Source organism: Gemmiger formicilis (assembly GCF_024462815.1).
Taxonomy (GTDB): domain Bacteria; phylum Bacillota; class Clostridia; order Oscillospirales; family Ruminococcaceae; genus Gemmiger.
Genome location: NZ_JANGCG010000008.1, coordinates 52,625 through 78,897, shown reverse-complemented (window position 1 = coordinate 78,897; position 26,273 = coordinate 52,625). Strand labels below are relative to the sequence as shown.

The following is a 26,273-nucleotide window of genomic DNA, read 5'->3' as shown; positions in this document are numbered from 1 at the left end:
AAAATGGAGAAAAAATTCGACTTTAAAAAATTCCTGTCCAATAACGCGATCATTATTCTGATCATTTTGCTGGCCCTCTTCGTCGGCTGCACGACCCAGAACTTCTTTACCGAGAAAAACGCCAAAAACCTGCTGCTGAACGTCGCCCCGCGTTTCATCATCGCCTGCGGCGTTTCGGGATGCCTGATCACCAAGGGCACTGACCTGTCCGCCGGCCGCCAGGTCGGCCTGGCCGCCTGCTTCTCCGCCATGCTGCTGCAGAGTGTTGACTACTCTGCCCGCATGCTGCCCTGGCTGCCCGATATTCCGTGGCCCGTGGCCCTGCTCATCGTCATGGCGGTCATGGCCTGCTTCGGTGCCATCAACGGCTGCATTATCGCATTCCTGAAGGTTCCTCCTTTCATCGCTACGCTGGGTATGCAGACCATCGTTTACGGCCTGTGCTCCGTCATCACCAACAACCAGCCCATGGGCGGTTACAAGCAGAGCTACCTGACCGTTGCCAGCGGCACGCTGGGCCCCATCCCGTTCCTGGCCATCTTTGCGCTGATCGTCGGCACCTTCTTCTGGTTCCTGTACAATAAGACCCGTCATGGCAAGTACATGTACGCCATCGGCGGCAACGAGAACGCCGCTCAGGTTGCCGGTGTCAACGTCACTGCATCCCTGATCCGCATCTACATCCTGGCCTCCTGCATGTATGCTCTCGGTGGCTTCCTCGTCGGCGCAAAGGCCGGCGGCGCTTCCACCAACACCGGCAACGGCTATGAGCTGGAAGCTATCGCAGCCTGCACCATCGGCGGCGTTTCCACCAACGGCGGCGTCGGCAAGGTCTCCGGCGTTCTGGTCGGTGTTCTGGTCTTTGAAGTCCTGAAGATCTGCCTGCAGTTCCTCGGCGTCGACCCCGCGTACACCTACATTGCACAGGGCCTTGTCATCGTCATCGCCGTTGCCCTTGACCTGCGCAAGTATCTGGCCAAGAAGTAAGCTATGGACGAAGAAAAACGCACCCCCGAAACAAACGCCGCCGACACCCGGCCTGACCGCAGCCAGCTGAATGCCTTTGAAAATTTCTACGAGAAATTCCGTAAGGTTCCGCTGAAATACATAGACATCTTCATCGGCGTCTGCGTGGCCGCGCTGGTCATTGTGGTATTGGTCGGCATCTTGAAAAGTAAGGGAATCCTGTAAAAAAGCGCTCACGGTTCGAGACAAGAACCGTGAGCGCTTTACGTTTATCTGACTGTTTTTTTAATAGGTGCCTTTTTTCGTTTCCGCACGCTGTAGCCAAAGCTGCCCAGCTTGCGGCCCAGGGCAAGATAATCGCCGTGGCTGTAGACAATCAGCTTGGCCTTGTTCAGGCAGAGTTTGCCGTTCTCGTCCAGCAGGCGCTCATCCACATCCACGGCCACACACTCGGCCAGAAACAAATCGTGGCTGCCCAGCGGGATAATCTGCGTGACCTTGCACTCCAGATTGACGGGGCTTTCCTCCACCAGCACGGTGCCGACCTTGGCGGCGGGGGCGGGGGTCAGCTGCATGGCGGCAAACTTGTCCACATCGCGGCCGCTTTTGACGCCGCACCAGTCAATGGCGCGGACAAGGCTCTCGGTGGGCAGATTCACCACAAACTCGCCGCTTTCCCTGATTAAATGGTGGCTGTAGCGCTCGGGCCGAACGCTGATGGACAGCATCGGCGGCTGGGTGCAGATGGTGCCTGTCCAGCCCACAGTGATAAGGTTCGGCTTGTCGGCGCTGCCGCAGCTGACCAGCACCGGCGGCTCCGGGTTGAGCAGGGTGGAGCCCTTCCATACCTGTCGGCTCATTGTGTGTCCTCCTTTACATCGCCAAAATTCGGCGTGGTATCGCTGATGATGTACCGTGGGCGGTGCTTGGTTTCCAAATAAATTTTGCCGATGTACTCCCCGATGACGCCCAGACAAATCAGTTGCACGCCCGAGACAAAGCAGATGATACTGGTCATGGACGCCCAGCCGGACACGGTCCGCCCCAGCGCGGCCTCAATGACCGCCCACAGCACGCCGATGAAGCTGACCAGCGCCACAAAGACGCCGAAGCCGGTGATGAACCGGATGGGCTTGATGGACAGGCTTGTGATGCCGTCAAAGGCCAGCGCCAGCATTTTGGAGAGGGGGTAGTGGCTTTCACCCGCCATGCGCTCATGGCGCTCGTAGGTCACGCAGGTGGATTTGAAACCAACCAGCGGCACCATGCCGCGCAGGAAGAGGTTGACCTCCTTGAATTTGGCAAATTCCTCCAGCACGCGGGCGCTCATCAGGCGGTAATCTGCATGGTTAAAGACAACCTCGGCGCCCATCGCGTTCAGCAGCTTGTAGAAGCTCTCCGCCGTAAAGCGCTTGAAAAAGGTGTCAGTCTCGCGCTTACTGCGCACGCCGTACACAACATCACAGCCGTCGCGGTAGGCGTCCACCATGCCGTCCATTGCGTTGATATCGTCCTGCCCATCGCAGTCGATGGAAATGGTGATGTCGCAACGGCTCTTGGCCTCCATCAGGCCCGCCAGTACGGCGTTTTGGTGGCCGCGGTTGCGGCTCTGGCAGATGCCGACATAGTGTGCATCGCTGGCCGCCAGTTCGTTGATAATTTCCCACGTGCGGTCCTTGGAGCCATCGTTCACAAATAGAACCCGGCTGTCGGGGCTGATTTTGCCCGCCGCGGCAAGGTCGTTGATTTTCTGCAGGAACATCGGCGCGGTGATGGGCAGCACCTCCTGTTCATTGTAGCAGGGGATGACGATATACAAAATCGGTTCGGTTCGGTTGTTCATATAAATAACCTCAATATGTTGAATTTACGGGCAGGCGGCGCGCAGCTGGTCAGGGTCTGGCAGCTTGAAGCTGCCGCGGAACAGCTCAATGAGCCCCTCCTCCTGCATACGGCTCAGCTCGCGGGAGAGCGCGCTGCGGTCACAGTTCAGGTAGGCGGCCAGCTCGGTGCGGTTCATCGGCGTGGAGAAGGTGTCCGCGCCGCACGCCTCGCGCTGCTCCAGCAGCCACATACAGATACGCCCGCGCAGGCTCTTGCAGCAGATGAGCTCCAAACGGCGATCCAGCGCAAAATATTTGCCGCTGATGGTTTCCAGCCAGTTCTGCAGCAGCTTCTGGTGGGCGGCGTGCAGCTCGGCGCAAGGACGCAGCAGCGCCGCACAGGGCAGATAGAGAATCAGGCAGTCCTCGGCGGCAGTCACGTTGACCGGGCTGCGGCTGCGCCCACCGGCCAGCACATCGGCAAAGACGCCGCCCGGCCCCATGTGGGCCATAACCACCGTGCTGCCGTCGGCCAGCGGCTTTCCGGCTGTGATAGCGCCCTCCAGCACAAGGCCGACCTCGTGGGTTTCGTACCCGGCCATCAGCAGCAGCTCGCCCTTGGCGTAGCGGCGTGCCCGCGGGGCCATGCAGGCCATCAGGGTGTCCAGCTCGTCATCGGCCATACCGCGCAGAAGGCTGGTGCGGCGCATAATTTCGTAGTAGCGTGTGTAGTCCATACAGCTCCTTGCGATTGTTACAAAAGGGTTATCTGTTGCCGCTGCAACAGACAATTCACATTTATTATAGTATAGTAGGGCCGCAAAAGCAACAAGGAGGATAAGAAAATTATGAAACTGAAACGTGTTTTCGCCGCTGTGACGGCGTTTGCGCTCTGTGCCTCTCTGGCTGGCTGCGGTGCTGCCGCTTCTGTCAGCGAGTCTGCCGCAGAATCCGCTGCAGAATCCACCGCGGAGTCCGCTGTGGAGGCAGAGCCTGCCGCCACCGAGGCTCCCGCCGAGAGCGAGGCCACCGAGGCCACGCTGCGCATTGCGGGCCTGAAGGGCCCCACCACGATGGGTCTTGTCAACCTGATGGCGGACGAGGTTGCGTCCAGCTATGACTTCACGATGTACGGCGCAGCCGATGAAATCGTTCCGCTGCTGGTCAAGGGTGACCTGGATGCCGCCGCTGTGCCCGCCAACCTGGCCGCCACGCTCTACAACAAGACGAACGGCGCTGTTGAGGTTGCCTGCATCAACACGCTGGGCGTGCTCTACATCGTGGAAAACGGCGAGACGGTCAACTCCGTGGCAGACCTGAAGGGTCAGACTATCGTGACCACCGGCAAGGGAACCACGCCGGAGTACGTTCTGCGCTATGTCCTGAGCGAGAACGGTGTTGACCCCGATAGCGATGTCACCATCGAGTATTGCAGCGAGGCCACCGAGGCCCTGAGCAAGGTGCAGGCGGGTGAGGCCACCATCGCCATGTTGCCGCAACCTTTTGTCACCAGTGCGCTGTCTCAGGTCGAGGGCCTGCGCGTTGCGCTGGATATGAACGAGGAATGGCAGAAGGTTGCTGGCTCCAAGCTGGTCACCGGCGTGCTGGTTGTCCGCAAGGATGCCGTGGAGAATGACCCCGAGGCCTTTGCGTCCTTTATGGAGGGCTATGCCGCCAGTGTGGAGGCTGCCAACTCCGACCTGGAAGGCACCGCCGCCCTGTGCGAGCAGTACGGCGTTGTGGCCAAGGCTGCACTGGCCCAGAAGGCCCTGCCGCAGTGTAACATTGTCTTTGAGACCGGCGACGAGATGAAGGCAGATCTGGAAACCTATTTCAATGTCCTGTACGCCGCTGACCCCACCAGTGTGGGCGGCACCCTGCCTGCGGACGACTTCTACTATGCAGGCTAAAATGCCGGCTCCGCTGTGGCAGAGAGCTGCAGCGCTGGCCGCGTGGCTTGTGGTCTGGCAGCTGGCGGCTATGGGGCTGGGGCACGGCGGCCTGTTTCTGGCCACGCCCCTGCAGACGCTGGGGGCGCTGGCACAGCTGGTACCCACAGCAGCGTTCTGGCAGCGCATTGTGTTCAGCGCACTGCGCATATTGGCGGGCTTCCTGCTGGCGATAGCAGGGGGCCTGCTGCTGGGTGCAGCGGGGGCGCGCTGGCGCTGGGTGCGGATTTTTATTGACCCGGTTATGCAGCTCATCCGCGCCATGCCTGTGGCGAGCTTTGTCATTCTGGCGCTGCTCTGGGTGCGCAGTGCAAACCTGTCGGTTGTTGTCAGCTTTACCCATGTGCTGCCGGTTGTCTATGCGGGGGTGCTGGGCGGCATTGCCGACACAGACCCTAAACTGCTGGAAATGGCGCGTGTCTACCGCCTGCCGCTGACTGCGCGGCTGCGCTATATCTGGCTGCCGGGCGTGTATCCGTCCTTCTGTGAAAGCTGCATCGCCGCAATGGGTATGTGCTGGAAAAGCGGCGTTTCGGCGGAGGTCATCGGTCTGCCGGACCACTCGGTGGGGGATGCGCTCTACCGCGCCAAAATCACGCTGTCCACGCCGGACGTCTTTGCATGGACGCTGGTGATTGTGCTGCTGTCGGCGGCACTGTCCGCCCTGGCAGCCCGGCTGCTGCGCGCCGCCAAGGCACGCCTTTGCGGGGAGGTGCAGGCATGAGCATAGTGATACAGGATGTCTGCAAGAGCTTTGGCAATACGCCGGTGCTGCAGCATTTTAGCTGGACTGTGGACGGCCCGGCGGTGCTGATGGGGCGCTCTGGTTGCGGAAAAACAACTCTGCTGCGTATCTTGCTGGGGCTGGAAGCGGCGGACTCCGGCGCGGTTTCCGGCGTGAAAACGCCTGCGGCTGTTTTTCAGGAGGATCGCCTGTGCCCCCAGCTGACGGCCACAGCCAATCTGGTGCTGACCGGCCACGGCCTGACCGTGGGGGAGGCGGCGCATGAGCTGCGCGCCCTTGGCTTTACCGATGCAGAGCTGGCACTGCCCGCTGCACGGCTTTCCGGCGGGCAGAAGCGCCGCGCCGCACTGCTGCGCGCGCTGCTCTGCCGTGACGCCAGAACGCTGCTGCTGGACGAGCCCTTCACCGGCATGGATGCCGAGCTTGTGGAGGACGCCGTCAAAGCAACAAAACGCCTGACCGGTACCCGCCCAACGATATTGGTCACCCATGACCGCGCCGCCGCCGACCTTCTCGGCTGGCCGGTGAGGGAAATTTAAGACGCGGTTGCCTGCAAAGTGACCATAAACGTTGTACTGTATATAGCCAAAAACGCACGCACCATCAAAAAATGGTGCGTGCGTTTTTTTACAAAAGCTCTGTTAAAATTGCGTTCTGCACCACCATCCCAGCGGGGGTGAGCCGGAAGGTGTGCTCATCAAATGTGGCGTAGCCGTGCTGCACGCACTGGCGCATAAAGGCCAGTTGTGCGGCCGTAAACTGCCCGCCGCGGCGGTTGTACTCGGCAAGGGAGAGCCCGCTGGTCAGCCGCAGCTGCATCAGGAGAAAATCCTCCGCCGTGCAGTCGCCCTCCGGCTGTTCGGCGGTGGTGCCCGCCGTGAAGCCCTGTACATCATCCGGCCAGAAGCGGCGCACACTACCCATACAGCTGTGGGCCGCAGGGCCGACGCCCCAATAATCGCGGCAGTTCCAATACAGCAGATTGTGCCGCCCCTCGTGGCCGGGCTTGGAAAAGTTGCTGATTTCATACTGGCGATAGCCCGCGGCCTCCAGCTGCTGCACGGCATACAGGTAAAAATCGGCGGCGGCATCGTTGTCCGGCAGACCGGCGGGCAGGTTGCGGTAAAACGCTGTACCCGGTTCTACTTTTAATAAGTAGGCTGAAATGTGCGTGCAGCCGCCCTCCTGCAGCAACGCCAGTGTGCGGTCAAATTCGGCGTTTGAATACTCCGGCAGCGCCAGCATAATGTCCCCGCAGATTTCCGGGAACCCGGCCTCCCGCGCCCAGCCCAGCGCCTGCGTGGCCCCGGCGGCGGTGTGGGTGCGGCCCAACCGCCGCAGCTGTGCATCGTCCGCGCTTTGCACGCCAAAGCTGATGCGCGTCACGCCTGCCGCCCGGAAGCCCTGCAGCGTCTCTGGCGTTACCACGTCGGGGTTTGCCTCCAGCGTGATTTCTGCGCCGGGCAGGGGATTGGCTTCCTTTATTAAAAGCGCGGCCTGCTCCGGCGTCATCAGTGCCGGTGTGCCGCCGCCGAAATACAGCGTGTCGGGGCGACGACTGTTTTTGGCAAGCTCCCGCAGCAGGGCGTCCACATAGGGCTGCGGCACGCCCTGCGCCCCGGGCGCAGAGTAAAAATCACAGTAGCGGCATTTGGATTTGCAATAGGGAATATGAATATAGATGCCGAAGAAGTCGCTTTTGCACATAATACACCTTTTGTCTTATGAATTTCACAATTCTGTGATGATTTCCTGTGAAAATACCTGTATAATACATCATAAAGAAAGGGGATTGCAACTATGAATCGCAATTATTCAAATATTTCCTACGCGGAAAGCCCGTTTGGCACACTTTCTGAGTTTATGTCCAAGACCTTCGGCTGGATGTTTGCGGGCCTGCTGGTTACCTTTGCGGTCGGCATCGGTGCGGTGGTCTCGGGACTGATTTACCCGCTGATTAGCTCCGGCCTGTTCATCCTGACCTCCATCGCGGAGTTGGTGCTGGTCTTTGTGCTTACCGCCCGGGTGCAGAGCCTGCAGCCCTCCACGGCCACCGGCATTTTCTTCGGCTATGCGGTGCTCAACGGCTTGAACCTCAGCTCTATCTTTCTGGTGTATGACTACGGCAGCTTGATTCTGGCGTTCCTTGTCGGCGCAGTCTACTTCGGCGTTATGGCAGTGTACGGCAATGTGACCAACCGCGACCTGACCGGCTGGGGCCCCAAGCTGATGGGCGGCCTTGTGGCCATCATCGTCTGTGCGCTGGTGGGCGGTCTGCTCAGTCTGTTTGGCCTGCACTTCGGTATTATGGACTTGCTGCTCTGCGCGGTGGGCCTGCTGATTTTTATGGGCCTGACCGCTTATGACACCCAGATGCTGAAATACCACTATGCCTACTTCGGCGGGGATGCGGCTATGCTGCACAAGGCGTCCATCATCGGCGCGCTGAACCTCTATCTGGACTTTATCAACATCTTCCTGTATATCCTGCGTATGCTGGGCCGCCGCAACAATGATTAAAAAAAGCAAAAAAATCTGAAAATAATTTCAGGAAAACGCTTGACATTTGAAAATCATCTTGCTATAATAAATGACGTCGTCAGGTGCGGTGCGCATCACGGCGACGCCAGCATGGGGGATTAGCTCAGCTGGGAGAGCGCTTGCATGGCATGCAAGAGGTCACCGGTTCGATCCCGGTATTCTCCACCACAAAGACCTGACAGAAATTTGTCAGGTCTTTTTTGTTGCTCTTGTCAAAAACTGTGCACTATACCAAAAATACGCTTGCAGCGAGAATTTTTCAAAAACCTCTTGCAATTTGCGTCAGGGTATGGTACTATACTAAAGCAATACACACGCATTGCGCTGTTTTTTTGTGCCTTTTTTGCGGTAACACGCACAAAAGGTTAGAAAACAGAAACCCCGCAGTGCGGAGGGTAAAAACTAAATTTTTTGGAGGAAACAAACAATGGCAGTCGTATCTATGAAGCAGCTTCTCGAGGCCGGTGTCCACTTCGGCCACCAGACCCGCCGCTGGAACCCCAAGATGGCTAAGTACATCTTCACCGAGCGCAACGGCATCTACATCATCGATCTGCAGAAGACCGTGAAGAAGCTGGATGAGGCTTACAATTTCGTGCGTGACACCGCTGCTCAGGGCGGCGAGATTCTCTTCGTCGGCACCAAGAAGCAGGCTCAGGAGTCCATCCGTGACGAGGCTACCCGCTGCGGTATGCACTATGTCAACGCTCGTTGGCTGGGCGGCATGATGACCAACTTCCGCACCATTCGCAAGCGCATCGACCGTATGGAGCAGCTCAAGACCATGCAGGAGGACGGCACGTTCGACCTGCTGCCCAAGAAGGAAGTTGTCAAGCTCGAGCTCGAGATGGCCAAGTTGGACAAGTATCTGGGCGGCGTCAAGAACATGAAGACCCTGCCGAAGGCTATGTTCATCGTCGATCCTCACAAGGAGCGCATCGCTGTCTCTGAGGCCCGCAAGCTGAACATCCCCATTGTCGCTATCGTTGACACCAACTGCGATCCCGATGAGATCGACTACGTCATCCCCGGCAACGACGACGCTATCCGCGCTGTCAAGCTGATCTCCGGTGCTATGGCCAGCGCTGTGCTGGAGGGCAAGCAGGGCGTTCAGGACGCTCCCGCCGCTGAGACCAAAGAGGATTGATTTTATCCCAATCATTCAGAAAGGACATTGAGAACTATGGCTATTTCTGCAAAAGACGTTATGGAGCTGCGCAAGCAGACTGACTGCGGCATGATGGAGTGCAAGAAGGCACTGACTCAGGCTGACGGCGACTTCGAGAAGGCTATCGAGATTCTGCGTGAGCAGGGTCTGGCTGCTGCCAACAAGAAGGCTGGCCGTATCGCTGCTGAGGGCATGGTTTACGCCGTTTCCTTCGACAACTGCGCTGTTGTCGTTGAGGTCAACGCCGAGACCGACTTCGTTGCCAAGAACGATAAGTTCGTTGATTTCACCAAGAACCTGGCTCAGGTTGTTGCTGAGCAGAACCCCGCCGATGTTGAGGCTCTGATGGGCTGCAAGATGGGCGACGGCACTGTTGACGATGCCCTGAAGGCTCTGATTCTCGTCATCAAGGAGAACATCAAGGTTCGCCGCTTTGCCCGCTATGAGGGTCATTGCGCTGCCTATGTCCACGGCGGCGGCACCCACGGTGTCATCGTCAAGTTCGAGACCAGCGACGAGGTTGCTGCAAAGCCCGAGTTTGCTGCTTTTGGCAAGGACATTGCTATGCAGGTTGCTGCTGCTAACCCCAGCTACCTGAACGAGTCCGATGTGCCCGAGGACGTTCTGGCCAAGGAGAAGGAGATCGTTCTGGCTCAGATGGCCAACGATCCCAAGACCGCCAACAAGCCTGACGCTATCAAAGAGAAGATGGCCATCGGCAAGCTGGGCAAGTTCTACAAGGAGAGCTGCCTGATTGATCAGGCCTTCATCAAGGACGGCGGCATGGACGTCAAGAAGTACGTTGCTGACACCGCCAAGGCTCTGGGCGGCGACATCAAGATCGCTTCCTTCACCCACTTCACCAAGGGTGAGGGCCTGGAGAAGCGCAACGAGGACTTCGCTGCTGAAGTCGCCGCTGCCATCAAGGGCTAATTTATCAGCATAAGCATTGAACGCCGCCTGCGGGAAACCGCAGGCGGCGTTTTGGTGTGGGTGACATATTTATGTAGGGGCGGGCATTGCCTGCCCGCAAAATGCCGTTTGCGGGAAAATCGCGGGTAGGGGCGGTTGCCCACAAAACCATTCGGAACCCGAGCATTACAACAAAACAAAAGGCGTTGGACAAGTCTGCCCAACGCCTTTTGTTTTATAAATCGTGCAAATTCCGCTTACTGTTCGCGGAAGGTCAGCTGGTCATCGCTCATCGAATCGACGATGGCGAGGCTGGCCAGCTTGTAGCCGGCGGCACGCAGCTCGGCACCGCCCGGCTGGAAGCCCTTCTCGATGCAGATACCGATGCCGGCCACGGTGGCACCCGCCTGATTGCAGACGTCCAGCAGGCCCTTGATGGCCTTGCCGTTGGCAAGGAAATCATCCAGAATCAGAACCTTATCGGAAGGGGAAAGAAACTTTTTGGAAAGCGTGATGTCATAGTCGCGGCCGTAGGTGTAGGAATGTACGGTGGAGGTGAAAACATCGCCGTCAATGTTCTTGCTCTTTGCCTTTTTGGCAAAGACAACCGGCACATCAAAATGCCGTGCGGTCATGCAGGCAATGGCAATGCCGGAAGCCTCGATGGTCAGAATCTTGTTAATGCCCTCATCCTTGAAGATGCGGTAGAACTCCTCGCCAATCTTATCCAGCAGATTTACATCCAGCTGGTGGTTCAGAAAGCAGTCCACCTTCAGGACGTTGCCGGGACGAACCTGCCCCTGCTCGATAATGCGCTCCTCCAGAAGTTTCATCTGTGATGATGCCCCTTTCCAATTTAAATCGAATTTCTTACTATTATGACAAACTTCGGCGGGTTTTGCAAGCCTTTTACAAGAAAAACAGGCGATAAATTGTCAAGATGGCAACTTGATAATGATTTGTAATATATTTTTGTGAAAATTCCCCATAAAGAATGGAAAATCACCGCAGAACACTGTTGATTTGTATCATTGCTTTTTTGTGAACAAAAGGTTATAATTTACTCAACAAAACGGCACAGGGTTGTGCGACCCGCAGATGTGCCGCTTGTGTTTTTAGGAGGGAATTTACAATGAAAAAACTCGTTAGCTCTGTGCTGGCGGCTTCTATGGTCATGAGCCTTGCCGCCTGTGGCTCTACCGCTTCCACCGATACGGCTGCTTCTTCTGAGGCATCCTCTGCCGCTTCCACCGCCGCTACCACTGAGGCAGCAGGCGAGGGCTCCGGCGCTTACACCGGCACCCCCATCAAGATTGGCGGCATCGGCCCCATCACCGGCGGCGCTGCTATCTACGGTCAGGCTGTCAAGAATGCTGAGGAGCTGGCTGTCAAGGAAATCAACGCCGCCAACGGCAGCGATGTCTTTGAGTGGAAGTTTGAGGATGACGAGCATGACGCTGAGAAGAGTGTCAACGCTTACAACACCCTGAAGGACTGGGGCCTGCAGGTTTTGGCCGGCCCTGTCACCACTACCCCGTCCATTGCCGTTGCCGCCGAGACCGCCAATGACAACCTGTTTATGATGACGCCTTCCGCTTCTGCGCCCGCTGTCATCGAGAGCGGCGACAATGTGTTCCAGATCTGCTTTACCGACCCCAACCAGGGCGTTGCCTCCGCAGATTATATCGCAGACAACAAGCTGGGCACCAAGGTTGGCATCATCTATGACTCCTCCGACGCATACTCCTCTGGTATCTACGAGAAGTTCAAGGCAGAGGCTGACGTCAAGGGTCTGGAGATTGTGACCGCCGAGGCATTCACCGCTGATAACAAGTCTGACCTGTCCACGCAGGTTGCCAAATGTCAGGAGGCCGGTGCTGATTTGGTGTTCCTGCCCATCTACTATCAGGAGGCTTCCCAGATTCTGATTGCCGCCAACAAGAGTGGCTACACCCCGACCTTCTTCGGCTGCGATGGTATGGACGGCATCCTGACCATCGAGGGCTTTGACACTTCTCTGGCAGAGGGTCTGATGCTCCTGACCCCGTTCGCTGCAGACGCACAGGATGAAAAGACGCAGGCCTTTGTCTCCGCTTACAAGGAGGCCTACGGTGACACCCCGAACCAGTTCGCTGCCGATGCTTACGATGTTGTCTACGCCATCTATCAGGCTGCGGTTGCCGGCGGCATCAACGGCGACATGGATGCCTCTGACATCTGCGAGGCTCTCAAGGCTCAGTTCACCAGCACGACCTTTGACGGTCTGACCGGCGAGGGCATGACCTGGGATGCCTCCGGTGCGGTTTCCAAGGCTCCTAAGGCTGTTGTGATCAAGAACGGCGCTTACGCTGCCATGTGATCCCGGCACAGCGCGCGCCAACTGATTTTTCCGTTGCCAATGGGGGCTGCCGGACATAGGGTTCGGCAGCCCTTTTTGTTATGGAACAGGCAATGGCCGACAAAAACATTTGTTTTTTGCTGAAATACAGACAAAAGCATTGTTTTGACCGCGGCTTTGTGTTACTATGGATTTATATTTTCCTGCCAGTCTGCGGCTGAAACCTTCGGCGGGGGAAAAGATAGAGTGAGGTGTATTACGCAATGCAGTTTTTATCCTACCTGATCAATGGTATCAGTCTGGGCAGTGTTTACGCATTGATTGCGCTGGGCTATACGATGGTCTACGGCATTGCCAAGATGTTGAACTTCGCCCACGGCGATGTCATCATGATCGGCAGCTATGTTGTCTTTTTTGCGTTTGGCTCTGCGGGTATGAACCCCGTGCTGGCCATCGTGCTCTCGATGGTGGTCTGCACCATTCTGGGCGTCACGGTCGAGCGCGTGGCTTACCGCCCCCTGCGTGAAGCGCCGTCGCTGGCGGTGCTGATTACGGCCATCGGTGTCAGCTATCTGTTGCAGCAGGTGGCCCAGCTGGCCTGGACCTCCAACCCCAAGAGCTTTACCTCTGTAGTCACGGGTCTGCAGCCCATCAGCCTGTTTGGCGGTCAGCTGACGATTTCCGCAGAAACCGTTGTGACCATCATCGCCTGCATCGTGATTATGGCGGCGCTGATCTGGTTTGTCAACTGCACCCCTGCGGGCCATGCCATGCTGGCCGTGTCGGAGGACCGCGGCGCCGCCCAGCTGATGGGCGTCAACGTCAACGCGACCATCTCACTGACTTTTGCCATCGGCTCGGGTCTGGCGGCTGTGGCCGGTGCGCTGCTCTGCTCGTCCTATCCCACGCTGCAGCCCACCACCGGCGCCATGCCCGGCATCAAGGCCTTTGTGGCGGCGGTCTTTGGCGGTATTGGCTCCATCCCCGGCGCATTCCTGGGCGGCATCCTGCTCGGCGTCATTGAGAACCTGAGCAAGGCCTACATTTCCACCCAGCTGTCCGATGCAATCGTTTTCCTGGTGCTGGTTGTGGTGCTTATCGTCAAGCCCACCGGCCTGCTGGGCAAGAAAGTCAATGTGAAGGTTTGAGGTGGCTGCTATGTTGAAAAATATGAAAAAGTCCACCAAGAGCAACTGCATCACGCTGGGCATTGTCATTGGCTTCTTTGTGCTTATTCAGATCCTGAGCGCGGCCGGGCTGCTGACGAACTCCTTCTCCGGTCAGCTTGTGCCCATCTGTGCCTATGTGATTCTGGCCGTCTCGCTGAACCTGACGGTTGGTATGCTGGGTGAATTGAGTCTGGGCCACGCCGGTTTTATGAGCGTCGGCGCTTTCTCCGGCACGCTGGTTTATGTGGTGCTGTCTGACAGCGCACCCAAGCCGCTGGTTATGCTGCTGGCCTTTGTGGTCGGCGGCGTTGTGGCGGGCCTGTTCGGCTTTCTGGTCGGCATCCCGGTTCTGCGCCTGTCCGGCGACTATCTGGCCATTGTTACGCTGGCCTTCGGTGAAATCGTCAAGAACGTGATGAACGCCTGCTATCTGGGTGTTGACTCCCACGGCCTGCATTTTTCTCTGAAGGATTCCGCCTCTTTGAATATGGAAGTGGACGGCAAGGTGCTGATTAACGGTGCTATGGGTATTACCGGCATCAAGAAGGCCTCCACCTTCACGATTGGCATTGTGCTGGTCATCATCACGCTGCTGGTTATCCTGAACCTGGTCAATTCCCGTGCAGGCCGCGCCATCAAGGCCATCCGCGACAACGAGATTGCGGCGCGCTCGGTGGGTATCCCCATCACGAAATACAAGCTCATGGCATTTGTCACCTCTGCCGTCTTTGCGGGCGTTGCGGGCGTGCTCTACGCGCTGAACTATTCCTCGCTGGTGGCCAAGAAGTTTGACTACAACACCTCCATCCTGATTCTGGTGTTTGTGGTTCTGGGCGGCATCGGCAACCTGCGCGGCTCGGTCATTGCGGCTGCAGTGCTTACAGTTCTGCCGGAGCTGCTGCGCAGCATGAACGACTATCGTATGCTGATTTACGCAATCGTGCTGATTGTGGTTATGATTTTCAACCAGAGCCCCGAAATGATTGCCCTGCGCAAGCGGCTGACAGCGCGCTTCCACAAGGAGGGCGAAGGGGACAAGGCCAAAGAGAAAAAGGGGGTGGCGTAAATGGCACTGCTGGAAGTCAGTAACTTAGGTATTGCGTTCGGCGGCCTGCAGGCCGTTGCGCAGCTCGATCTTTCGATTGAAAAGGGCCATCTGTACGGCCTGATTGGCCCCAACGGCGCGGGCAAGACCACGGTTTTCAATATGCTGACCGGCGTCTACAAGCCCACCGAGGGCAACATCATTCTGGACGGCAAGGACATTACCGGCCAGAACCCGGAGCTCATCAACAAGGCGGGCGTGGCTCGTACCTTCCAGAACATCCGTCTGTTCAATGATATGACGGTGCTGGACAATGTCAAGGTCGGCCTGCACAATCAGATTCCGTACGGTATGTGGACCGGCATCCTGCGCCTGCCTTCCTTTAAAGAGAAGGAGCACGAGATGAACCGCGAGGCCATGAAGCTGCTGAAAATCTTCGACCTCGACAAGGAGGCCGACTACAAGGCCAGCCAGCTGCCTTACGGCAAACAGCGCAAGCTGGAAATTGCCCGCGCACTGGCCACCAACCCGAAGCTGCTGCTGCTGGACGAGCCCGCCGCCGGTATGAACCCCAACGAGACCGAAGAGCTGATGCGCACCATCCACAGCGTGCGCGACCAGTTCGGCGTTGCCATCCTGCTCATCGAGCACGATATGAACTTTGTTATGGGTATCTGTGAGGAAATCACCGTGTTGGACTACGGCCGTGTGATTGCCCGCGGTGACGGCAAAGCCATCCGCAACAACCCGAAGGTCATTGCGGCATATCTGGGAGGTGACTGACTATGGGCGAGATGCTTTCTGTCAAAAATATCAATGTATATTATGGCTCTATCCACGCCATCAAGGACGTTTCGTTCCATGTCAATGAGGGCGAAATCGTCACGTTGATTGGTGCAAACGGTGCGGGCAAGACCACCACCATGCACGCCATTTCCGGCCTGCTGAAGCTGCAAAGCGGCGAGATCGACTATTGCGGCCAGACCATCAGCAAGATGGAGGCGCACAAGATCATCCGCTTGGGTCTTGCGCAGGTGCCGGAGGGCCGCCGCGTGTTCAGTGGCCTGACCGTGCAGCAGAACCTGCAGATGGGTGCCTACACCCGCCGCGACGGCAAGGAGGCCATCCAGAACGATTTCGATATGGTGTTTGACCTGCTGCCGCGCTTGAAGGAGCGCCGCAACCAGCCCGCTGGTACGCTTTCCGGCGGTGAGCAGCAGATGTTGGCCATGGGCCGTGCCCTGATGTGCAAGCCCAAGATGCTGCTGCTGGACGAGCCCTCGATGGGTCTGTCTCCGCTGCTGGTCAAGGAAATCTTCAAGATTATCCGTCAGGTAAACCGCAACGGCGTGACCGTGCTGCTGGTTGAGCAGAACGCCAAGATGGCGCTGGAAATCGCCAACCGCGCCTATGTTCTGGAAACCGGCACCATCAAGATGGAGGGCGAAGCCAACGAGCTTGCCAACAACATCGAGGTCCGCAAGGCGTATCTGGGCTGCGAATAAGGCGGCAAACCATATCGCACTGTTTCCAAAAATGCTGTTGAGGGCAGGCTTTGCGGGCGGGCAATGCCAGCCCCTACGGAGCTCTTTCCGGGAACGCTGTAGGGAGGGGTCTTGACCTCTCCGCGCTTGCGGATAAATGCCGCTACCCACTTGTTGCTTTGTAGGGGCCGGGCACGCCCGGCCCGGTCGGTTCCCGCAAGCAGAATTTATCGAGTAACCACCGCGCACGACAATCAAAAAGAAAAGCATATACATCACTTTTATCGAGCTATCTCGATATTCTTGTGATGTATATGCTTTTTTGCTTTAATATTCCTTTTTCTCGTAAATCCTTACGCAGACCCGGTAGCTGATGCCGTACACAAGCAGCATCACGGCAAACAGGGCGGCCAGCATAAGCAGGGCGGACGCTTCATCGGTGTTGTTCAGCAGGGTGATAAAACCACCGCGCAGCTCTGCAGGCAGTATGGCAATGAGCAGACCACCCAGCCCGGCAAAACCGGCAATCAACAGGAAAAGCCAGCTTCTGGCATTTACGCTGTTGAATTTGTAGGAAAGCGGCAGAAGCAGAGCGGCGAACAACAGCACCATACCCCCGCAGACCAGCAGCGTAGCGGCGACATCGGCCGGGAAGCTGATTGCGCCGGGTTCAGATACCCATACCGTACAAACCAGATTGATGATCGCGATAATACCGGTGGCCGCCAGCATACCCAGCACCAGCCCGCCCAAGGTGCACAGATACTTGCACCCAATGATTTGCGTGGGCGTTACCGGCATGGTGCGGACGTAGGTGTCCCAGTGGGAATTTTCGTCAAAGGAAATCGTGGATAAGCAGATAAGGGTAAAGAAAAACGCCAGCGCATAGGCCATATAGGGCTGGCGCGAGGCCACGCTGATGAAGCCATAGAAAAGCGCGACAAACAGAACGTTGCGCTTGAGGGAGGTTGTCAGAATCGCAAGCTCTTTTGCAAAAAGTCCCTTCATTGTGTGTCCCTCCCGCTGTAAAAACGCATAATATCGTCAAGGCTGGCGGCATCACAGACGACGCCCGGCAAGAACTCCTGCACAGCGGTGCGGCTTTTGACAAGGCTCTCGCAGCCGAACGCGCCGCGCTTTGTGAATACGAGGCAATCCGCGGGCAGGGTGGCCAGCGCGTCCTCGCCGCAGCGCAGGACGCCGTACTCCTGCAAAAGCTCGTCCTTGTTCTCGTGGAAAAGCAGTTGCCCGCGATGCAGATAGGCGATGGAATCCGCGACCTGCTCCAAATCGGCGGTGATGTGGCTGCTCATCAGTATGCTGTGCCGCTCATCCTGAATGAACTCCAGAAACAGGTCCAGCAGCTCGCCGCGCACCACGGGGTCCAGCCCCGCGGTGGCTTCGTCCAGCACAAGCAGCTCCGGGCTGTGGGCCAGTGCCGCGGCCAGATTCAGCTTCAGCCGCATACCGCGGCTGTACGCCCGGAGCTTTTGGTCGGCATCCAGCCCAAAACGGCGCAGATAGCCGTGGAACGCCTCCCAATTCCAACGCGCCCCAAAGAGGCCCGCCATACTGCGCCCGACCTGTGCGGCGTTCAGACTTTCATAGAAAAAAGCGTCCTCAAATACTACGCCGAGCTTGGCGCGGGTGGCGGCGTCGGCAGGGAAGCCGCCCAACAGCTCCGCCGTGCCACCGTCGGCCCGGTTGACGCCGCAGAGCAGCTTTAACAGCGTGGTTTTGCCCGCACCGTTCTCGCCAATCAGCCCGACAATGCTGCCGGCAGGCACGGTCAAATCAACCGGCCCGAGCGTAAAATTTTTGTAGTGCTTGGTAATGCCGCGCAGTGCGGCGGCGTTTGCTGCCATAGGTCAGCCCTCCCACAAAAGGCGCAGTGTCTCTGCAACCTCGTCATAGCCGATACCGCCCAGACGTGCAGCATCCACCGCACCCTGCAGGCAGTCCTCGACCTTTTTTAAATGTTCTTCCCGCAGCAGGGCGGGGTTCTGGTCGGCAACAAAGCTGCCCCGGCCCTGCTGGGTCAGGATAAAGCCGTCGCGCTCCAGATCCTCATAGGCGCGCTTGGTGGTGATGACGCTGATGCGCAGCTCCTTGGCCAAAAGCCGGATGCTGGGCAGTGCGTCCCCCGGGCGCAGTGCACCGGACAGAATCTGCTGCTTGATTTGCCGCGTAATCTGCGCGTAAATCGGCTCCTGCCCGGAATTGGATAGGTAAATCTGCATGATAAGAAGCTCCTTGTGGTCGAACTGTACATATTCGATATTTACAGTATATACACACTATACACAGTTGTCAATAGGGAAATGTAAATATTAGAGCCTCCGGCTGGACTTACCAGAAGGGGTTTGCTATACTGTAGATAGACAAATCGGAATTTATGGAGGTGTTTAGAATGAAACAGAAAGTACCTATGATATGCAACATTGTGAGTCTCATTCTGTTGATTGTATTTGTTATTAAGAGCATCGTTGATTATACTCAATACTCAACATCGCTAAACTCTGCGCCTTTTTATTTGTGGGTGTTAGTAAATGCTTTGTTTTTGGTAATTCCTGCAATTATTTTGTTCGTTATTGGTTTCGTTGTAAAGAAGAAACAGTAAACAATTTCCAGTTTGTAACGGAGGTATTTGCTGTGAAAGAAATTAAGATTGAGTTATTGGGGATTGCAACAATACTTTTAGGAATTGCTGTGACAACAAATAATTTCTTTGGATATGTCCTAGGTTTTCTTGGATTTGGCATCGCTGTAGCTGGCTGTTTTCTAAAAGATAAGCACTAATAACTTCCAGTTTGCCGCAATCTCCCGGCGGGGTGGGGTCACCCCGCCCTACGAACAAATTGGGAGTATCGTTGTAGGAGCGGTCAGTTTATCCGGCATGGCCAGCTCCATGCGGAACACATCGCTGCTCATATCGCCGATCGTGCAGACAACGCTGTACTTGCCGTCCTTCTCCTGCACGGTGGTGCGGTGGACGCGGCGCGGTGGTTCCAGCTGCGTATCTGCATCACGGCGTGCCCGGCCTCTATAGGCGTTTTGTCCGTTCAATGGTGCTTGCAGGAAATCTGCTGTAGGTAAAATTTCAAAATTCAGAAAGAAGGAGAAATCATGAAAAACAGAAAAGCATATGCCATCATCTGTTGGATAGTAGCAGCTATAGCTTTTTTGGCGGCACTTTTGATAAGTGAAGGAAAAATAGAAAATGTAACGAAGCAAGCAGTCCTTTTACTGGTAATGGGGCTGGTCTGGCTAATTTTAGGAATCGTACATTGGGTCAAAAGCCACAAAAAGTAAATACAGCACTTTGACGGTCCCCCATTTACCCAACATACAAAATGCCCCTTCGTATGGCATAACCATGCGAAGGGGTGTTCTGCTGTTACTGTAATGCGGCCGGCGGGCGGTCATCCTCGCTGCCAGGCTGGGTCAGGGTGTCCATCAGCTTGGGGTAGATGGTGCTGCCGTGGGCAATGAAGTTGTTCTTAATCATCTCGGCGGTCAGCTTATCCGGCATGGCCAGCTCCATGCGGAACACATCGCTGCCCATATCGCCGATTGTGCAGACAACGCTGTACTTGCCGTCCTTCTCCTGCACGGTGGCGCGGTTGGACGCGGCGCGGTGGCTCCAGCTGCGTATCTGCATCACGGCGTGAATGGCGCTTTCCCGCACGGTGCGGGGCAGGTCATAGGCCAGCGTGTCCGCCACGGTGGAGCCCTTCTGTGTGATGGTGTAGCGCCCCTCAGCGTCAATGGTGACGAGCTTCTGTTTTTCCACCTCAACCAGCGCATCGGCAAACTCAAAATAATTGACAAGCTGCTCCTGCAAAAGCGCACCCTGCATGGTGTCGCGCTTTACGGGGCCTGTCACTTTGATAAGGTAGCAGAGCAGCATACGAATCTGCGTATCGTCGGTCAGGCCGCCGGGGCGCACACCGGCGGTAAATGCTTCTGCCATCATAACCACTTCCTCGACAAATTTTCCGGTACTTACTATTATACACGCCGCGGCGGGCCGTGGCAAGATGGCAAAATTTAAAAGTGCCAAAAAACGGACACCAAAAATCAGAACACCGTCTCAATCTGCTTGCGGCTCTGGGGCGTGGAATAAATCCAGCGCTTCAGCCGCCCGCGGGTCACAAAGTAGTGCGGCTCAAACCGCAGCGGCTGGCCAAGACTTTTGTTCACAACAACGAGCTTTATTTTCATCTTGTCCGGCAGAATGTTCTTGATGTACACACTCACGGCCTGCCCGGGGCGCAGGGTGGAATCTGCCTCGGCCAGCCCGGCCAGATTGGGTGCGATCTCAATGAACACGCCGTAATCCTCCACGCTGCGCACAATGCCCACCACGGTCTCCCCGGCAGCAAAGCAGGCGGCGTTCTCGCTCCAGGTGCCCAGCAGCTCCCGCAGCGTCAGCACAATACGGCCCTGCACATCCCGGTTCTTGATGGCGCACAGCAGCTGCTGGCCCACCTGAACCCGGTCAGCGGGGGAGGCAATGCGGCTGACCGACAGGCAGTCGATGGGCAGCAGCGCTGCAATGCCGCAGCCGATGTCACAGAACGCGCCAAAGTTCTCAATGTGGGTCACGGTGCAGGGAATAACGCTGCCCGCCTCCAGATTGTCCAGATACTGCGTGCGGCAGCGACGCTGTGCCTCGGCGCGGGAAAGGATGTAGTATTCCTCGCCGTTATCGTCAAATTCAGTGCCCATAATGACAAAGCAGGTCGGGCGCCCCACGCGGGTCAGCACGGCAATATCCTTCACAGCTTCGCCGGGGGCGGCGTCCACGCAGTCGGCAAAGGCCATAATGCCGCGCACGCCGCCCAGCTCAAAGCGCAGGCGGCGCTCAGTATCGTAGGCCAGTGCGGTGCTCTGCAGTACTTCGCCGGTGGCCATACAGCGGCTCAGCTCCTCGCGGTTCAGATGGTTCGCATTGCGGCAAAGACCTTCAGCTCTGAATTCCAACATTTTCGTTTCCTCATTTCTTGTAAAAATTGTGGTGGCTTTGTGGTGACTTGATAAACTTTTATGCGTTAGATTTGCAAAACAATACCGGCTGTACTATAATAGACATGATATTCTATATTCTACTAAGGAAAGGCGGTGTGCCGTATGGACGTACAGGTCGGGGACGTTATCCAGACCAAGAAGCCGCACCCCTGCGGTGCGAACCGTTTCGATGTACTGCGCGTTGGCATGGATTTTAAAATCAAGTGCCAGGGCTGCGGGCATGAAATTATGCTGCCGCGTGCCAAGATTGAGCGCAACATCAAAAAAGTTCTGCGCATGGGGGAGCAGTAGCGTCCTGCACAAGAAATCTGATTTTGTGCAAAGGAGAAGCTATGCAGCCATTTTCTGAATTGTATGAGGTCGAGCGCCGCTATGAGGAGCTGGCCTATAAAATGTCCACACCCGATGCGGCGGCCAACGCCGACGAGTACGCACGGATGATGCGTGATTACAAAGAGCTTACCCCCCTGATTGACGAATACCGCCGCTATACCGATTTGCAGCACCAGAAGCAGGATGCCGAGGAAATGCTGGCCGCGGAATCGGACCCGGCGTTTGCTGCTATGGTACAGCAGGAACTGTGCGAAATTGGCCGGAATCTGGCGCAGAGCGAGGAGAATCTGCGCCTGCTGCTCATCCCGAAGGATGCCGATGACGAAAAAAGCGTAATTCTGGAGATTCGCGCCGGTGCAGGCGGGGAGGAAGCCGCTCTGTTTGCCCACAGCCTGTGGCGTATGTACACGATGTACGCCGCCAAGCACGGCTGGCAGTGCAGCACCATCAGCGTCAACGAGACAGAACTCGGCGGTGTGAAGGAAATCGTCTTTTCGGTGGAGGGACCGGATGTCTACAGCCGCCTGAAATTTGAAAGCGGCGTCCACCGTGTCCAGCGCGTGCCGGAAACCGAGACGCAGGGCCGCATCCATACCTCCACCGTCACGGTTGCCGTTATGCCGGAGGCCGAGGAGGTCGAGCTGGAAATCAACCCCAAGGATTTGCGGATTGACACCTTCCGTTCCTCCGGCGCGGGCGGCCAGCACATCAACAAGACCTCATCGGCCATCCGCGTGACCCACCTGCCTACCGGTATGGTGGTCGAGTGTCAGGACCAGCGCAGCCAGCGCGAGAACAAGGAACAGGCTCTCAAGGTACTGCGCAGCCGCCTGCTGCAGCAAAAGCAGGACGCCTATGACGCTGAGTATAACGCCAAGCGTGCAAGCCAGGTGGGCAGCGGCGACCGCAGTGAGAAAATCCGCACCTACAATTTCCCGCAGGACCGCGTAACCGACCACCGCATCGGCCTGACGCTGCGCAACCTGCAAAGTGTGCTGGACGGCGATCTTGACCGCGTGGTGGAGCCGCTGATTCTGGCCGACCGGGAGGAAAAGCTCAAACAAAGCAGTGAAGAAGGAAACTAAGCTATGAAAACACAGGTTTTGCCCGTCACGCCGGAGAGCGTAGCGCTGGCCGCAAAGCTCTTGCAGCAGGGCGAGCTGGTGGCGTTGCCCACCGAGACGGTTTACGGCATTGCCGCCGATGCCCGCAACGGTGAGGCGGTCAAGAAAATTTTTGAGGCGAAGGGCCGTCCGCAGGACAACCCCCTGATTGTCCACATTTATGGAATGGATATGCTCAAGGGCATTGTGTCCGAAGTGCCGGAGCGCGCCAAAAAGCTGGCGGCGGCCTTCTGGCCCGGCCCGCTGACGATGGTTATGCCCCGCGGCGAGGAGGTCAGCGAGGTCACCTGCGCAGGGTTGGACACGGTGGGCGTGCGTATGCCCTCCCACCCGGTGGTGCAGCAGGTTATCAAAGAAAGCGGCGTTGCCTTTGCGGCACCGTCCGCCAACCTGTCCGGCAAGCCCAGCCCCACCAACGCCCCCGATACGCTGGCCGATATGGACGGCCGCCTGCCGCTGATTCTGGACGGCGGCGAGTCCAACGTGGGCGTGGAATCCACTGTTGTGGCCGTGACCGGTGAGCACCCCATGCTGCTGCGCCCCGGTTATGTCACCAAGGAGCAGATGGAGGCCGTGCTGGGCGAAGAAGTCCTTGTCAGCCCGGCCATTCTGGAAAAGCTCAAGGACGGCGAAATTGCGCGCTCGCCCGGTATGAAGTACAAACACTACGCCCCCAAGGCACAGGTGACGATTCTGCGCGGCGATTTTGCGCAATACAGGGCCTTTATGGAGGCGCACAAGGCCCCCGGCGTGTGGGCACTCTGCTTTGACGGCGAGGGCGCACAGCTGGATGTGCCGTTTATCGAGTACGGCAAAAACCATGACGGTGTGACGCAGGCGCACCACCTGTTCACGGCCCTGCGTGAGCTGGACAAGAACGGCGCACAGGTGGTCTACGCCCGCTGCCCGGAGCAGGACGGCGTCTCGATGGCCGTCTACAACCGCCTGATTCGCGCCGCGGCGTTCCGGGTGGTAGAGCTATGAGAGTAATCGGCATTACGGGCCGTTCTGGCTGCGGTAAATCCAGTGCGACAAATTTCTTGCGGGAGCAGGGCTATCCTTGTATTGACGCAGACCTTGTGGCGCGGGAGGTGCTGGAGCCCGGCTCGCCCTGCATTGCACAGCTGCAGGCGGTGTTCGGGGCGGATATAGCCGACGAGAACGGCTGTGTGCGCCGCCGCCTGCTGGCAGACCGTGCCTTTGCCACGCCGGAGGGTACGGCGGCACTGACCGCCGTTACCCAGCCGGAAATCCTGCGCCGCATTGACGCTGCACTGGAGCAGGCACGGCAGGGCGGGGCGATGCTGGCCTTTGTGGACGGCGCAGTCATCGTCGGCACGCCGTTTGAACCGCGCTGTGACGCATTGATTCTGGTCACAGCCCCCTATGAAACCAGCGTGGCGCGTATCTGCGCCCGTGACGGCATTACGCCGGAGATGGCCCGCCGCCGTCTGGATGCACAGGCGCCGCTGGACGTGCTGCGTGCGGCCGCCACCGTGGAGCTTGTCAATGACAGCACACCCGAGGCCCTGCGCGAAAAGCTGCAATCTGTTCTGGGGCACATCTGACTGCCCCGCACAGGTTGGAGAAGGAGGGAATATGCCAAGAGCAAAAAAACGAAGAAAAAACATTCTGGCACCGCTGCTGGCTGTTCTGCTGGTGCTGGCGCTGGGGGGCACGCTGCTGTTTTCCGCCTTCCGGGAGAAAATCGACCGTTGGGAGTACCCGCAGCACTATACGGAGTACGTGGAGTATTATGCCGGGAAATACGATATAGACCCGATGATTCTGTACGCCTTCATCCGCACCGAGAGCAACTTTGACCCGGATGTGGATTCCAACGCTGGGGCAAGGGGACTGATGCAGATAACGGAGGTCACGTTTGACTGGATCAAGACCAAGATTGCCCCCACGGAGGAACTGACCTTTGACAGCCTCTATGACCCCGAGACGAACATCCGCTTCGGCAGCTTTTTTGTCAGCTACTGCCTGAAAAAATATGACAACCATCTGGCCACCGCCGCCGCGGCCTACCACAACGGTGTCGGCGCGGTGGATGAGCTGCTGACGCAGACGCAGTACTCGTCAGACGGCATTACGCTGGACCACTACCCCTATCCGCAGATGCGGCAATATGTAAGGAAAATCACCGAAAGCTACCAACGCTATTCGGAGATATATGGTTAAGAAGAAAGGAACTTCAAGATGAAAACTACCGAGGAACTGAAAAATCTGCTCTATAAGAATGAGACGGTAGCCGATGCTGCGCCCGAGGCCATCGCGGCTGCGCAGGACTTCTGCGAGGGCTACAAGACGTTTCTGGATAACGCCAAGACCGAGCGCGAAGCCACTGCCTACAGCGAAAAACTGCTGCTGGCTGCCGGTTACCAGAAGTTTGTGCCCGGCACGAGCTATGCCCCTGGCACCAAGGTCTACACCATCAACCGCGAAAAATGCGTGCTGGCCGCTACCATCGGCACCAAGAGCATGGAGCAGGGCTTCCACCTGAACATTGCACACATTGATTCCCCGCGTCTTGATCTGCGCCCGGTGCCTGTGTTTGAAAAGACCGGCATCGGCTATCTGCGCACCCACTACTACGGCGGTGTGCGCAAGTACCAGTGGCCCACGATTCCGCTGGCCCTGCACGGCGTGATTTACCGCGCCGACGGCACCAAGGCGGAAATCTGCATTGGCGAGAAGGACGATGACCCGGTATTCTGCATTACCGACCTGCTGCCGCATCTGGGTGCAAAGCAGAGCGCAAAGACGCTGGCCGAGGGCATTACCGCCGAGGATCTGAACGTGGTCATTGCGTCCCTGCCCATCGAGGATAAGGACGCCGAGCAGCGTATCAAGCTCAACGTGCTGGGTATGCTGAACGAGGCCTACGGCATTACCGAGCGCGATTTCACCCGCGCTGAAATCGAGGTTGTGCCCGCCTATAAGGCCCGCGACATTGGTCTGGACCGCGCTATGATTGGCGCCTACGGCCACGATGACCGCGTTGACGCGTATCCGGCGCTGATGGCGGAAATCGGGGTCAAGAACCCGGCCTACACCTCCGTCTGCGTCCTGACCGACAAGGAGGAGACCGGCTCTGACGGTGTGACCGGCCTGAACAGTATGTACACCTTCCACTTCCTGCAGCAGCTCTGCGCCGGGCAGGGTGCGGACTACATCACCGCCTGCAAGGCTGCCAAGTGCCTGTCTGCGGACGTCACGGCCGCCTATGACCCGACCTTTGCCGATGCCTTTGAGCCGGACAACGGCACCTACGCGGGCCGCGGCGTGGCTATCTACAAGTACACCGGCTCCCGCGGTAAGTCCGGTACCAGCGATGCCTCTGCCGAGCTGGTCAGCTACCTGACCGGCCTGATGGACGAAAACAAGGTTGTCTGGCAGATTGGCGAGATGGGCAAGCTGGATCTGGGCGGCGGCGGCACGGTTGCCAAGTACGTTGCCAACCAGGATATTGACACCATTGACATCGGCGTGCCGGTGCTGTCGATGCACTCTCCGTTTGAGATTGTCTCCAAGGCCGATGTCTATATGGCCTACCTGACCTTCAAGGCCTTCTGCGAGGACGAAAAGTAAGACAGAATACACAAAAAGAGGCGCTGTATCGCATAGATACAGCGCCTC

The 26,273-nt window shown here is 57.5% G+C and carries 32 protein-coding genes and 1 tRNA gene; 22 read left to right on the top strand and 11 right to left on the bottom strand.

Features of this window, described 5'->3' with window-relative positions:
- Nucleotides 1–3: 3 nt before the first annotated feature.
- The gene (locus NE623_RS08535; protein ID WP_256272062.1) at nt 4–987 is read left to right on the top strand and encodes an ABC transporter permease subunit; all 984 of its coding nucleotides are present in this window, start codon (nt 4–6) and stop codon (nt 985–987) included.
- Between the two features lie 3 nt (nt 988–990).
- Nucleotides 991–1,191, top strand: coding sequence for a hypothetical protein (locus NE623_RS08530; RefSeq protein ID WP_256272063.1), 201 nt, complete (start codon nt 991–993; stop codon nt 1,189–1,191).
- A gap of 44 nt (nt 1,192–1,235) precedes the next feature.
- On the opposite strand, the gene NE623_RS08525 is transcribed toward NE623_RS08530, so the two are convergent.
- From NE623_RS08525 to NE623_RS08515, 3 genes are read right to left on the bottom strand one after another with little or no spacing between them, the layout of a single operon-like run.
- A complete protein-coding gene (locus NE623_RS08525; RefSeq protein WP_256272064.1) occupies nt 1,236–1,826 on the bottom strand; it encodes a flavin reductase family protein in 591 nt (196 codons plus the stop codon).
- Entirely contained in the window at nt 1,823–2,809 is a 987-nt protein-coding gene (locus tag NE623_RS08520; RefSeq protein WP_256272065.1) for a glycosyltransferase family 2 protein, read from the bottom strand. Before NE623_RS08520 ends, NE623_RS08525 begins: the two co-directional genes overlap by 4 nt.
- Nucleotides 2,810–2,833: 24 nt before the next feature.
- Nucleotides 2,834–3,526, bottom strand: coding sequence for a Crp/Fnr family transcriptional regulator (locus NE623_RS08515; RefSeq protein WP_256272066.1), 693 nt, complete (start codon nt 3,524–3,526; stop codon nt 2,834–2,836).
- 111 nt (nt 3,527–3,637) lie between these two features.
- Between NE623_RS08515 and NE623_RS08510 the strand changes: the two genes are divergently transcribed.
- From NE623_RS08510 to NE623_RS08500, 3 genes are read left to right on the top strand one after another with little or no spacing between them, the layout of a single operon-like run.
- Complete coding sequence (locus tag NE623_RS08510; protein ID WP_256272067.1) at nt 3,638–4,699, top strand: ABC transporter substrate-binding protein; 1,062 nt, start codon at nt 3,638–3,640, stop codon at nt 4,697–4,699.
- The gene (locus NE623_RS08505) at nt 4,689–5,462 is read left to right on the top strand and encodes an ABC transporter permease (protein ID WP_256272068.1); all 774 of its coding nucleotides are present in this window, start codon (nt 4,689–4,691) and stop codon (nt 5,460–5,462) included. The genes NE623_RS08510 and NE623_RS08505 overlap by 11 nt, the downstream gene beginning before the upstream one ends.
- Entirely contained in the window at nt 5,459–6,022 is a 564-nt protein-coding gene (locus NE623_RS08500; RefSeq protein ID WP_256272069.1) for an ATP-binding cassette domain-containing protein, read from the top strand. Before NE623_RS08505 ends, NE623_RS08500 begins: the two co-directional genes overlap by 4 nt.
- A gap of 88 nt (nt 6,023–6,110) precedes the next feature.
- Here NE623_RS08500 and hemW read toward each other — a convergent pair whose 3' ends face one another.
- Nucleotides 6,111–7,190 carry a radical SAM family heme chaperone HemW gene (gene hemW, locus NE623_RS08495; RefSeq protein WP_256272070.1) on the bottom strand — a complete coding sequence of 360 codons (1,080 nt, stop codon included), beginning with the start codon at nt 7,188–7,190 and terminating at the stop codon, nt 6,111–6,113.
- Nucleotides 7,191–7,283: 93 nt separating this feature from the next.
- On the opposite strand from hemW, the gene NE623_RS08490 reads away from it, so the two are divergent.
- The 4 genes from NE623_RS08490 (at nt 7,284) to tsf (ending at nt 10,125) form a co-directional block, all read left to right on the top strand.
- The gene (locus NE623_RS08490) at nt 7,284–8,003 is read left to right on the top strand and encodes a Bax inhibitor-1/YccA family protein (protein ID WP_256272071.1); all 720 of its coding nucleotides are present in this window, start codon (nt 7,284–7,286) and stop codon (nt 8,001–8,003) included.
- A 113-nt stretch (nt 8,004–8,116) separates the two neighbouring features.
- A tRNA-Ala gene (locus NE623_RS08485) sits at nt 8,117–8,192 on the top strand.
- A gap of 259 nt (nt 8,193–8,451) precedes the next feature.
- On the top strand, nt 8,452–9,171 hold the full coding sequence (gene rpsB / locus NE623_RS08480) for a 30S ribosomal protein S2 (protein WP_256272072.1): 720 nt from the start codon (nt 8,452–8,454) through the stop codon (nt 9,169–9,171).
- Between the two features lie 36 nt (nt 9,172–9,207).
- Nucleotides 9,208–10,125: a translation elongation factor Ts gene (gene tsf, locus NE623_RS08475; RefSeq protein ID WP_256272074.1), complete on the top strand. Its 918-nt coding sequence runs from the start codon at nt 9,208–9,210 to the stop codon at nt 10,123–10,125.
- 236 nt (nt 10,126–10,361) lie between these two features.
- Here the strand turns inward: tsf and NE623_RS08470 are convergent, their stop codons facing one another.
- The gene (locus NE623_RS08470) at nt 10,362–10,937 is read right to left on the bottom strand and encodes a xanthine phosphoribosyltransferase (RefSeq protein ID WP_256272075.1); all 576 of its coding nucleotides are present in this window, start codon (nt 10,935–10,937) and stop codon (nt 10,362–10,364) included.
- A gap of 299 nt (nt 10,938–11,236) precedes the next feature.
- Between NE623_RS08470 and NE623_RS08465 the strand changes: the two genes are divergently transcribed.
- The 5 genes from NE623_RS08465 (at nt 11,237) to NE623_RS08445 (ending at nt 16,161) form a co-directional block, all read left to right on the top strand.
- Nucleotides 11,237–12,463: an ABC transporter substrate-binding protein gene (locus NE623_RS08465; protein ID WP_256272076.1), complete on the top strand. Its 1,227-nt coding sequence runs from the start codon at nt 11,237–11,239 to the stop codon at nt 12,461–12,463.
- Between the two features lie 242 nt (nt 12,464–12,705).
- Nucleotides 12,706–13,590: a branched-chain amino acid ABC transporter permease gene (locus NE623_RS08460; protein WP_256272077.1), complete on the top strand. Its 885-nt coding sequence runs from the start codon at nt 12,706–12,708 to the stop codon at nt 13,588–13,590.
- 10 nt (nt 13,591–13,600) lie between these two features.
- Entirely contained in the window at nt 13,601–14,677 is a 1,077-nt protein-coding gene (locus NE623_RS08455) for a branched-chain amino acid ABC transporter permease (RefSeq protein WP_256272079.1), read from the top strand.
- Nucleotides 14,678–15,439 (top strand): ABC transporter ATP-binding protein, encoded by a 762-nt coding sequence (locus NE623_RS08450; protein WP_256272080.1) that lies wholly within the window; start codon nt 14,678–14,680, stop codon nt 15,437–15,439.
- Between the two features lie 2 nt (nt 15,440–15,441).
- A complete protein-coding gene (locus tag NE623_RS08445; RefSeq protein ID WP_256272081.1) occupies nt 15,442–16,161 on the top strand; it encodes an ABC transporter ATP-binding protein in 720 nt (239 codons plus the stop codon).
- 306 nt (nt 16,162–16,467) lie between these two features.
- On the opposite strand, the gene NE623_RS08440 is transcribed toward NE623_RS08445, so the two are convergent.
- Genes NE623_RS08440 through NE623_RS08430 form a run of 3 tightly spaced genes read right to left on the bottom strand, consistent with a single transcriptional unit; the run spans nt 16,468 to nt 18,380 of the window.
- The gene (locus tag NE623_RS08440) at nt 16,468–17,148 is read right to left on the bottom strand and encodes an ABC-2 transporter permease (protein ID WP_256272082.1); all 681 of its coding nucleotides are present in this window, start codon (nt 17,146–17,148) and stop codon (nt 16,468–16,470) included.
- The gene (locus NE623_RS08435) at nt 17,145–18,005 is read right to left on the bottom strand and encodes an ABC transporter ATP-binding protein (protein ID WP_256272083.1); all 861 of its coding nucleotides are present in this window, start codon (nt 18,003–18,005) and stop codon (nt 17,145–17,147) included. The genes NE623_RS08440 and NE623_RS08435 overlap by 4 nt, the downstream gene beginning before the upstream one ends.
- Before the next feature lie 3 nt (nt 18,006–18,008).
- A complete protein-coding gene (locus NE623_RS08430) occupies nt 18,009–18,380 on the bottom strand; it encodes a GntR family transcriptional regulator (RefSeq protein WP_256272085.1) in 372 nt (123 codons plus the stop codon).
- A 412-nt stretch (nt 18,381–18,792) separates the two neighbouring features.
- Here NE623_RS08430 and NE623_RS08425 point away from each other — a divergent pair, with 412 nt between their 5' ends.
- Nucleotides 18,793–18,939, top strand: a complete 147-nt coding sequence (locus NE623_RS08425; RefSeq protein ID WP_256272086.1) for a hypothetical protein — start codon at nt 18,793–18,795, stop codon at nt 18,937–18,939.
- A gap of 48 nt (nt 18,940–18,987) precedes the next feature.
- On the opposite strand, the gene NE623_RS08420 is transcribed toward NE623_RS08425, so the two are convergent.
- A complete protein-coding gene (locus tag NE623_RS08420) occupies nt 18,988–19,206 on the bottom strand; it encodes a hypothetical protein (protein WP_256272087.1) in 219 nt (72 codons plus the stop codon).
- Nucleotides 19,207–19,266: 60 nt separating this feature from the next.
- Here NE623_RS08420 and NE623_RS08415 point away from each other — a divergent pair, with 60 nt between their 5' ends.
- Nucleotides 19,267–19,452, top strand: coding sequence for a hypothetical protein (locus tag NE623_RS08415; protein ID WP_256272088.1), 186 nt, complete (start codon nt 19,267–19,269; stop codon nt 19,450–19,452).
- Between the two features lie 85 nt (nt 19,453–19,537).
- Here the strand turns inward: NE623_RS08415 and NE623_RS08410 are convergent, their stop codons facing one another.
- Nucleotides 19,538–20,113 (bottom strand): DUF4364 family protein, encoded by a 576-nt coding sequence (locus NE623_RS08410; protein ID WP_256272089.1) that lies wholly within the window; start codon nt 20,111–20,113, stop codon nt 19,538–19,540.
- Between the two features lie 107 nt (nt 20,114–20,220).
- Entirely contained in the window at nt 20,221–21,129 is a 909-nt protein-coding gene (locus NE623_RS08405; protein ID WP_256272090.1) for a S1 RNA-binding domain-containing protein, read from the bottom strand.
- Between the two features lie 144 nt (nt 21,130–21,273).
- Between NE623_RS08405 and NE623_RS08400 the strand changes: the two genes are divergently transcribed.
- The 6 genes from NE623_RS08400 to NE623_RS08375 are packed head-to-tail and all read left to right on the top strand — an operon-like array spanning nt 21,274 to nt 26,225.
- On the top strand, nt 21,274–21,462 hold the full coding sequence (locus tag NE623_RS08400) for a DUF951 domain-containing protein (protein WP_256272091.1): 189 nt from the start codon (nt 21,274–21,276) through the stop codon (nt 21,460–21,462).
- A 41-nt stretch (nt 21,463–21,503) separates the two neighbouring features.
- Nucleotides 21,504–22,589, top strand: coding sequence for a peptide chain release factor 1 (gene prfA / locus NE623_RS08395; protein WP_256272092.1), 1,086 nt, complete (start codon nt 21,504–21,506; stop codon nt 22,587–22,589).
- Between the two features lie 3 nt (nt 22,590–22,592).
- Complete coding sequence (locus tag NE623_RS08390) at nt 22,593–23,612, top strand: L-threonylcarbamoyladenylate synthase (protein ID WP_256272093.1); 1,020 nt, start codon at nt 22,593–22,595, stop codon at nt 23,610–23,612.
- A complete protein-coding gene (gene coaE / locus NE623_RS08385) occupies nt 23,609–24,196 on the top strand; it encodes a dephospho-CoA kinase (RefSeq protein ID WP_256272094.1) in 588 nt (195 codons plus the stop codon). Before NE623_RS08390 ends, coaE begins: the two co-directional genes overlap by 4 nt.
- Nucleotides 24,197–24,227: 31 nt before the next feature.
- Entirely contained in the window at nt 24,228–24,815 is a 588-nt protein-coding gene (locus tag NE623_RS08380) for a lytic transglycosylase domain-containing protein (protein WP_256272095.1), read from the top strand.
- 18 nt (nt 24,816–24,833) lie between these two features.
- Nucleotides 24,834–26,225, top strand: coding sequence for an aminopeptidase (locus tag NE623_RS08375; RefSeq protein WP_256272096.1), 1,392 nt, complete (start codon nt 24,834–24,836; stop codon nt 26,223–26,225).
- Nucleotides 26,226–26,273: the final 48 nt, after the last annotated feature.

Bases quoted from the DNA above. Each gene is read 5' to 3' on its own strand.
- NE623_RS08410 (WP_256272089.1), bottom strand. From the start codon at position 20,113: ATGGCAGAAGCATTTACCGCCGGTGTGCGCCCCGGCGGCCTGACCGAC.
- NE623_RS08380 (WP_256272095.1), top strand. From the start codon at position 24,228: ATGCCAAGAGCAAAAAAACGAAGAAAAAACATTCTGGCACCGCTGCTG.
- rpsB (WP_256272072.1), top strand. From the start codon at position 8,452: ATGGCAGTCGTATCTATGAAGCAGCTTCTCGAGGCCGGTGTCCACTTC.
- prfA (WP_256272092.1), top strand. From the start codon at position 21,504: ATGCAGCCATTTTCTGAATTGTATGAGGTCGAGCGCCGCTATGAGGAG.
- NE623_RS08455 (WP_256272079.1), top strand. From the start codon at position 13,601: ATGTTGAAAAATATGAAAAAGTCCACCAAGAGCAACTGCATCACGCTG.
- NE623_RS08405 (WP_256272090.1), bottom strand. From the start codon at position 21,129: ATGTTGGAATTCAGAGCTGAAGGTCTTTGCCGCAATGCGAACCATCTG.
- NE623_RS08460 (WP_256272077.1), top strand. From the start codon at position 12,706: ATGCAGTTTTTATCCTACCTGATCAATGGTATCAGTCTGGGCAGTGTT.
- NE623_RS08450 (WP_256272080.1), top strand. From the start codon at position 14,678: ATGGCACTGCTGGAAGTCAGTAACTTAGGTATTGCGTTCGGCGGCCTG.
- NE623_RS08510 (WP_256272067.1), top strand. From the start codon at position 3,638: ATGAAACTGAAACGTGTTTTCGCCGCTGTGACGGCGTTTGCGCTCTGT.
- coaE (WP_256272094.1), top strand. From the start codon at position 23,609: ATGAGAGTAATCGGCATTACGGGCCGTTCTGGCTGCGGTAAATCCAGT.
- NE623_RS08400 (WP_256272091.1), top strand. From the start codon at position 21,274: ATGGACGTACAGGTCGGGGACGTTATCCAGACCAAGAAGCCGCACCCC.
- NE623_RS08440 (WP_256272082.1), bottom strand. From the start codon at position 17,148: ATGAAGGGACTTTTTGCAAAAGAGCTTGCGATTCTGACAACCTCCCTC.
- NE623_RS08445 (WP_256272081.1), top strand. From the start codon at position 15,442: ATGGGCGAGATGCTTTCTGTCAAAAATATCAATGTATATTATGGCTCT.
- NE623_RS08505 (WP_256272068.1), top strand. From the start codon at position 4,689: ATGCAGGCTAAAATGCCGGCTCCGCTGTGGCAGAGAGCTGCAGCGCTG.
- NE623_RS08465 (WP_256272076.1), top strand. From the start codon at position 11,237: ATGAAAAAACTCGTTAGCTCTGTGCTGGCGGCTTCTATGGTCATGAGC.
- NE623_RS08490 (WP_256272071.1), top strand. From the start codon at position 7,284: ATGAATCGCAATTATTCAAATATTTCCTACGCGGAAAGCCCGTTTGGC.
- tsf (WP_256272074.1), top strand. From the start codon at position 9,208: ATGGCTATTTCTGCAAAAGACGTTATGGAGCTGCGCAAGCAGACTGAC.
- NE623_RS08470 (WP_256272075.1), bottom strand. From the start codon at position 10,937: ATGAAACTTCTGGAGGAGCGCATTATCGAGCAGGGGCAGGTTCGTCCC.
- NE623_RS08515 (WP_256272066.1), bottom strand. From the start codon at position 3,526: ATGGACTACACACGCTACTACGAAATTATGCGCCGCACCAGCCTTCTG.
- NE623_RS08500 (WP_256272069.1), top strand. From the start codon at position 5,459: ATGAGCATAGTGATACAGGATGTCTGCAAGAGCTTTGGCAATACGCCG.
- NE623_RS08390 (WP_256272093.1), top strand. From the start codon at position 22,593: ATGAAAACACAGGTTTTGCCCGTCACGCCGGAGAGCGTAGCGCTGGCC.
- NE623_RS08415 (WP_256272088.1), top strand. From the start codon at position 19,267: ATGAAAAACAGAAAAGCATATGCCATCATCTGTTGGATAGTAGCAGCT.
- NE623_RS08375 (WP_256272096.1), top strand. From the start codon at position 24,834: ATGAAAACTACCGAGGAACTGAAAAATCTGCTCTATAAGAATGAGACG.
- hemW (WP_256272070.1), bottom strand. From the start codon at position 7,190: ATGTGCAAAAGCGACTTCTTCGGCATCTATATTCATATTCCCTATTGC.
- NE623_RS08520 (WP_256272065.1), bottom strand. From the start codon at position 2,809: ATGAACAACCGAACCGAACCGATTTTGTATATCGTCATCCCCTGCTAC.
- NE623_RS08435 (WP_256272083.1), bottom strand. From the start codon at position 18,005: ATGGCAGCAAACGCCGCCGCACTGCGCGGCATTACCAAGCACTACAAA.
- NE623_RS08525 (WP_256272064.1), bottom strand. From the start codon at position 1,826: ATGAGCCGACAGGTATGGAAGGGCTCCACCCTGCTCAACCCGGAGCCG.
- NE623_RS08535 (WP_256272062.1), top strand. From the start codon at position 4: ATGGAGAAAAAATTCGACTTTAAAAAATTCCTGTCCAATAACGCGATC.
- NE623_RS08530 (WP_256272063.1), top strand. From the start codon at position 991: ATGGACGAAGAAAAACGCACCCCCGAAACAAACGCCGCCGACACCCGG.
- NE623_RS08430 (WP_256272085.1), bottom strand. From the start codon at position 18,380: ATGCAGATTTACCTATCCAATTCCGGGCAGGAGCCGATTTACGCGCAG.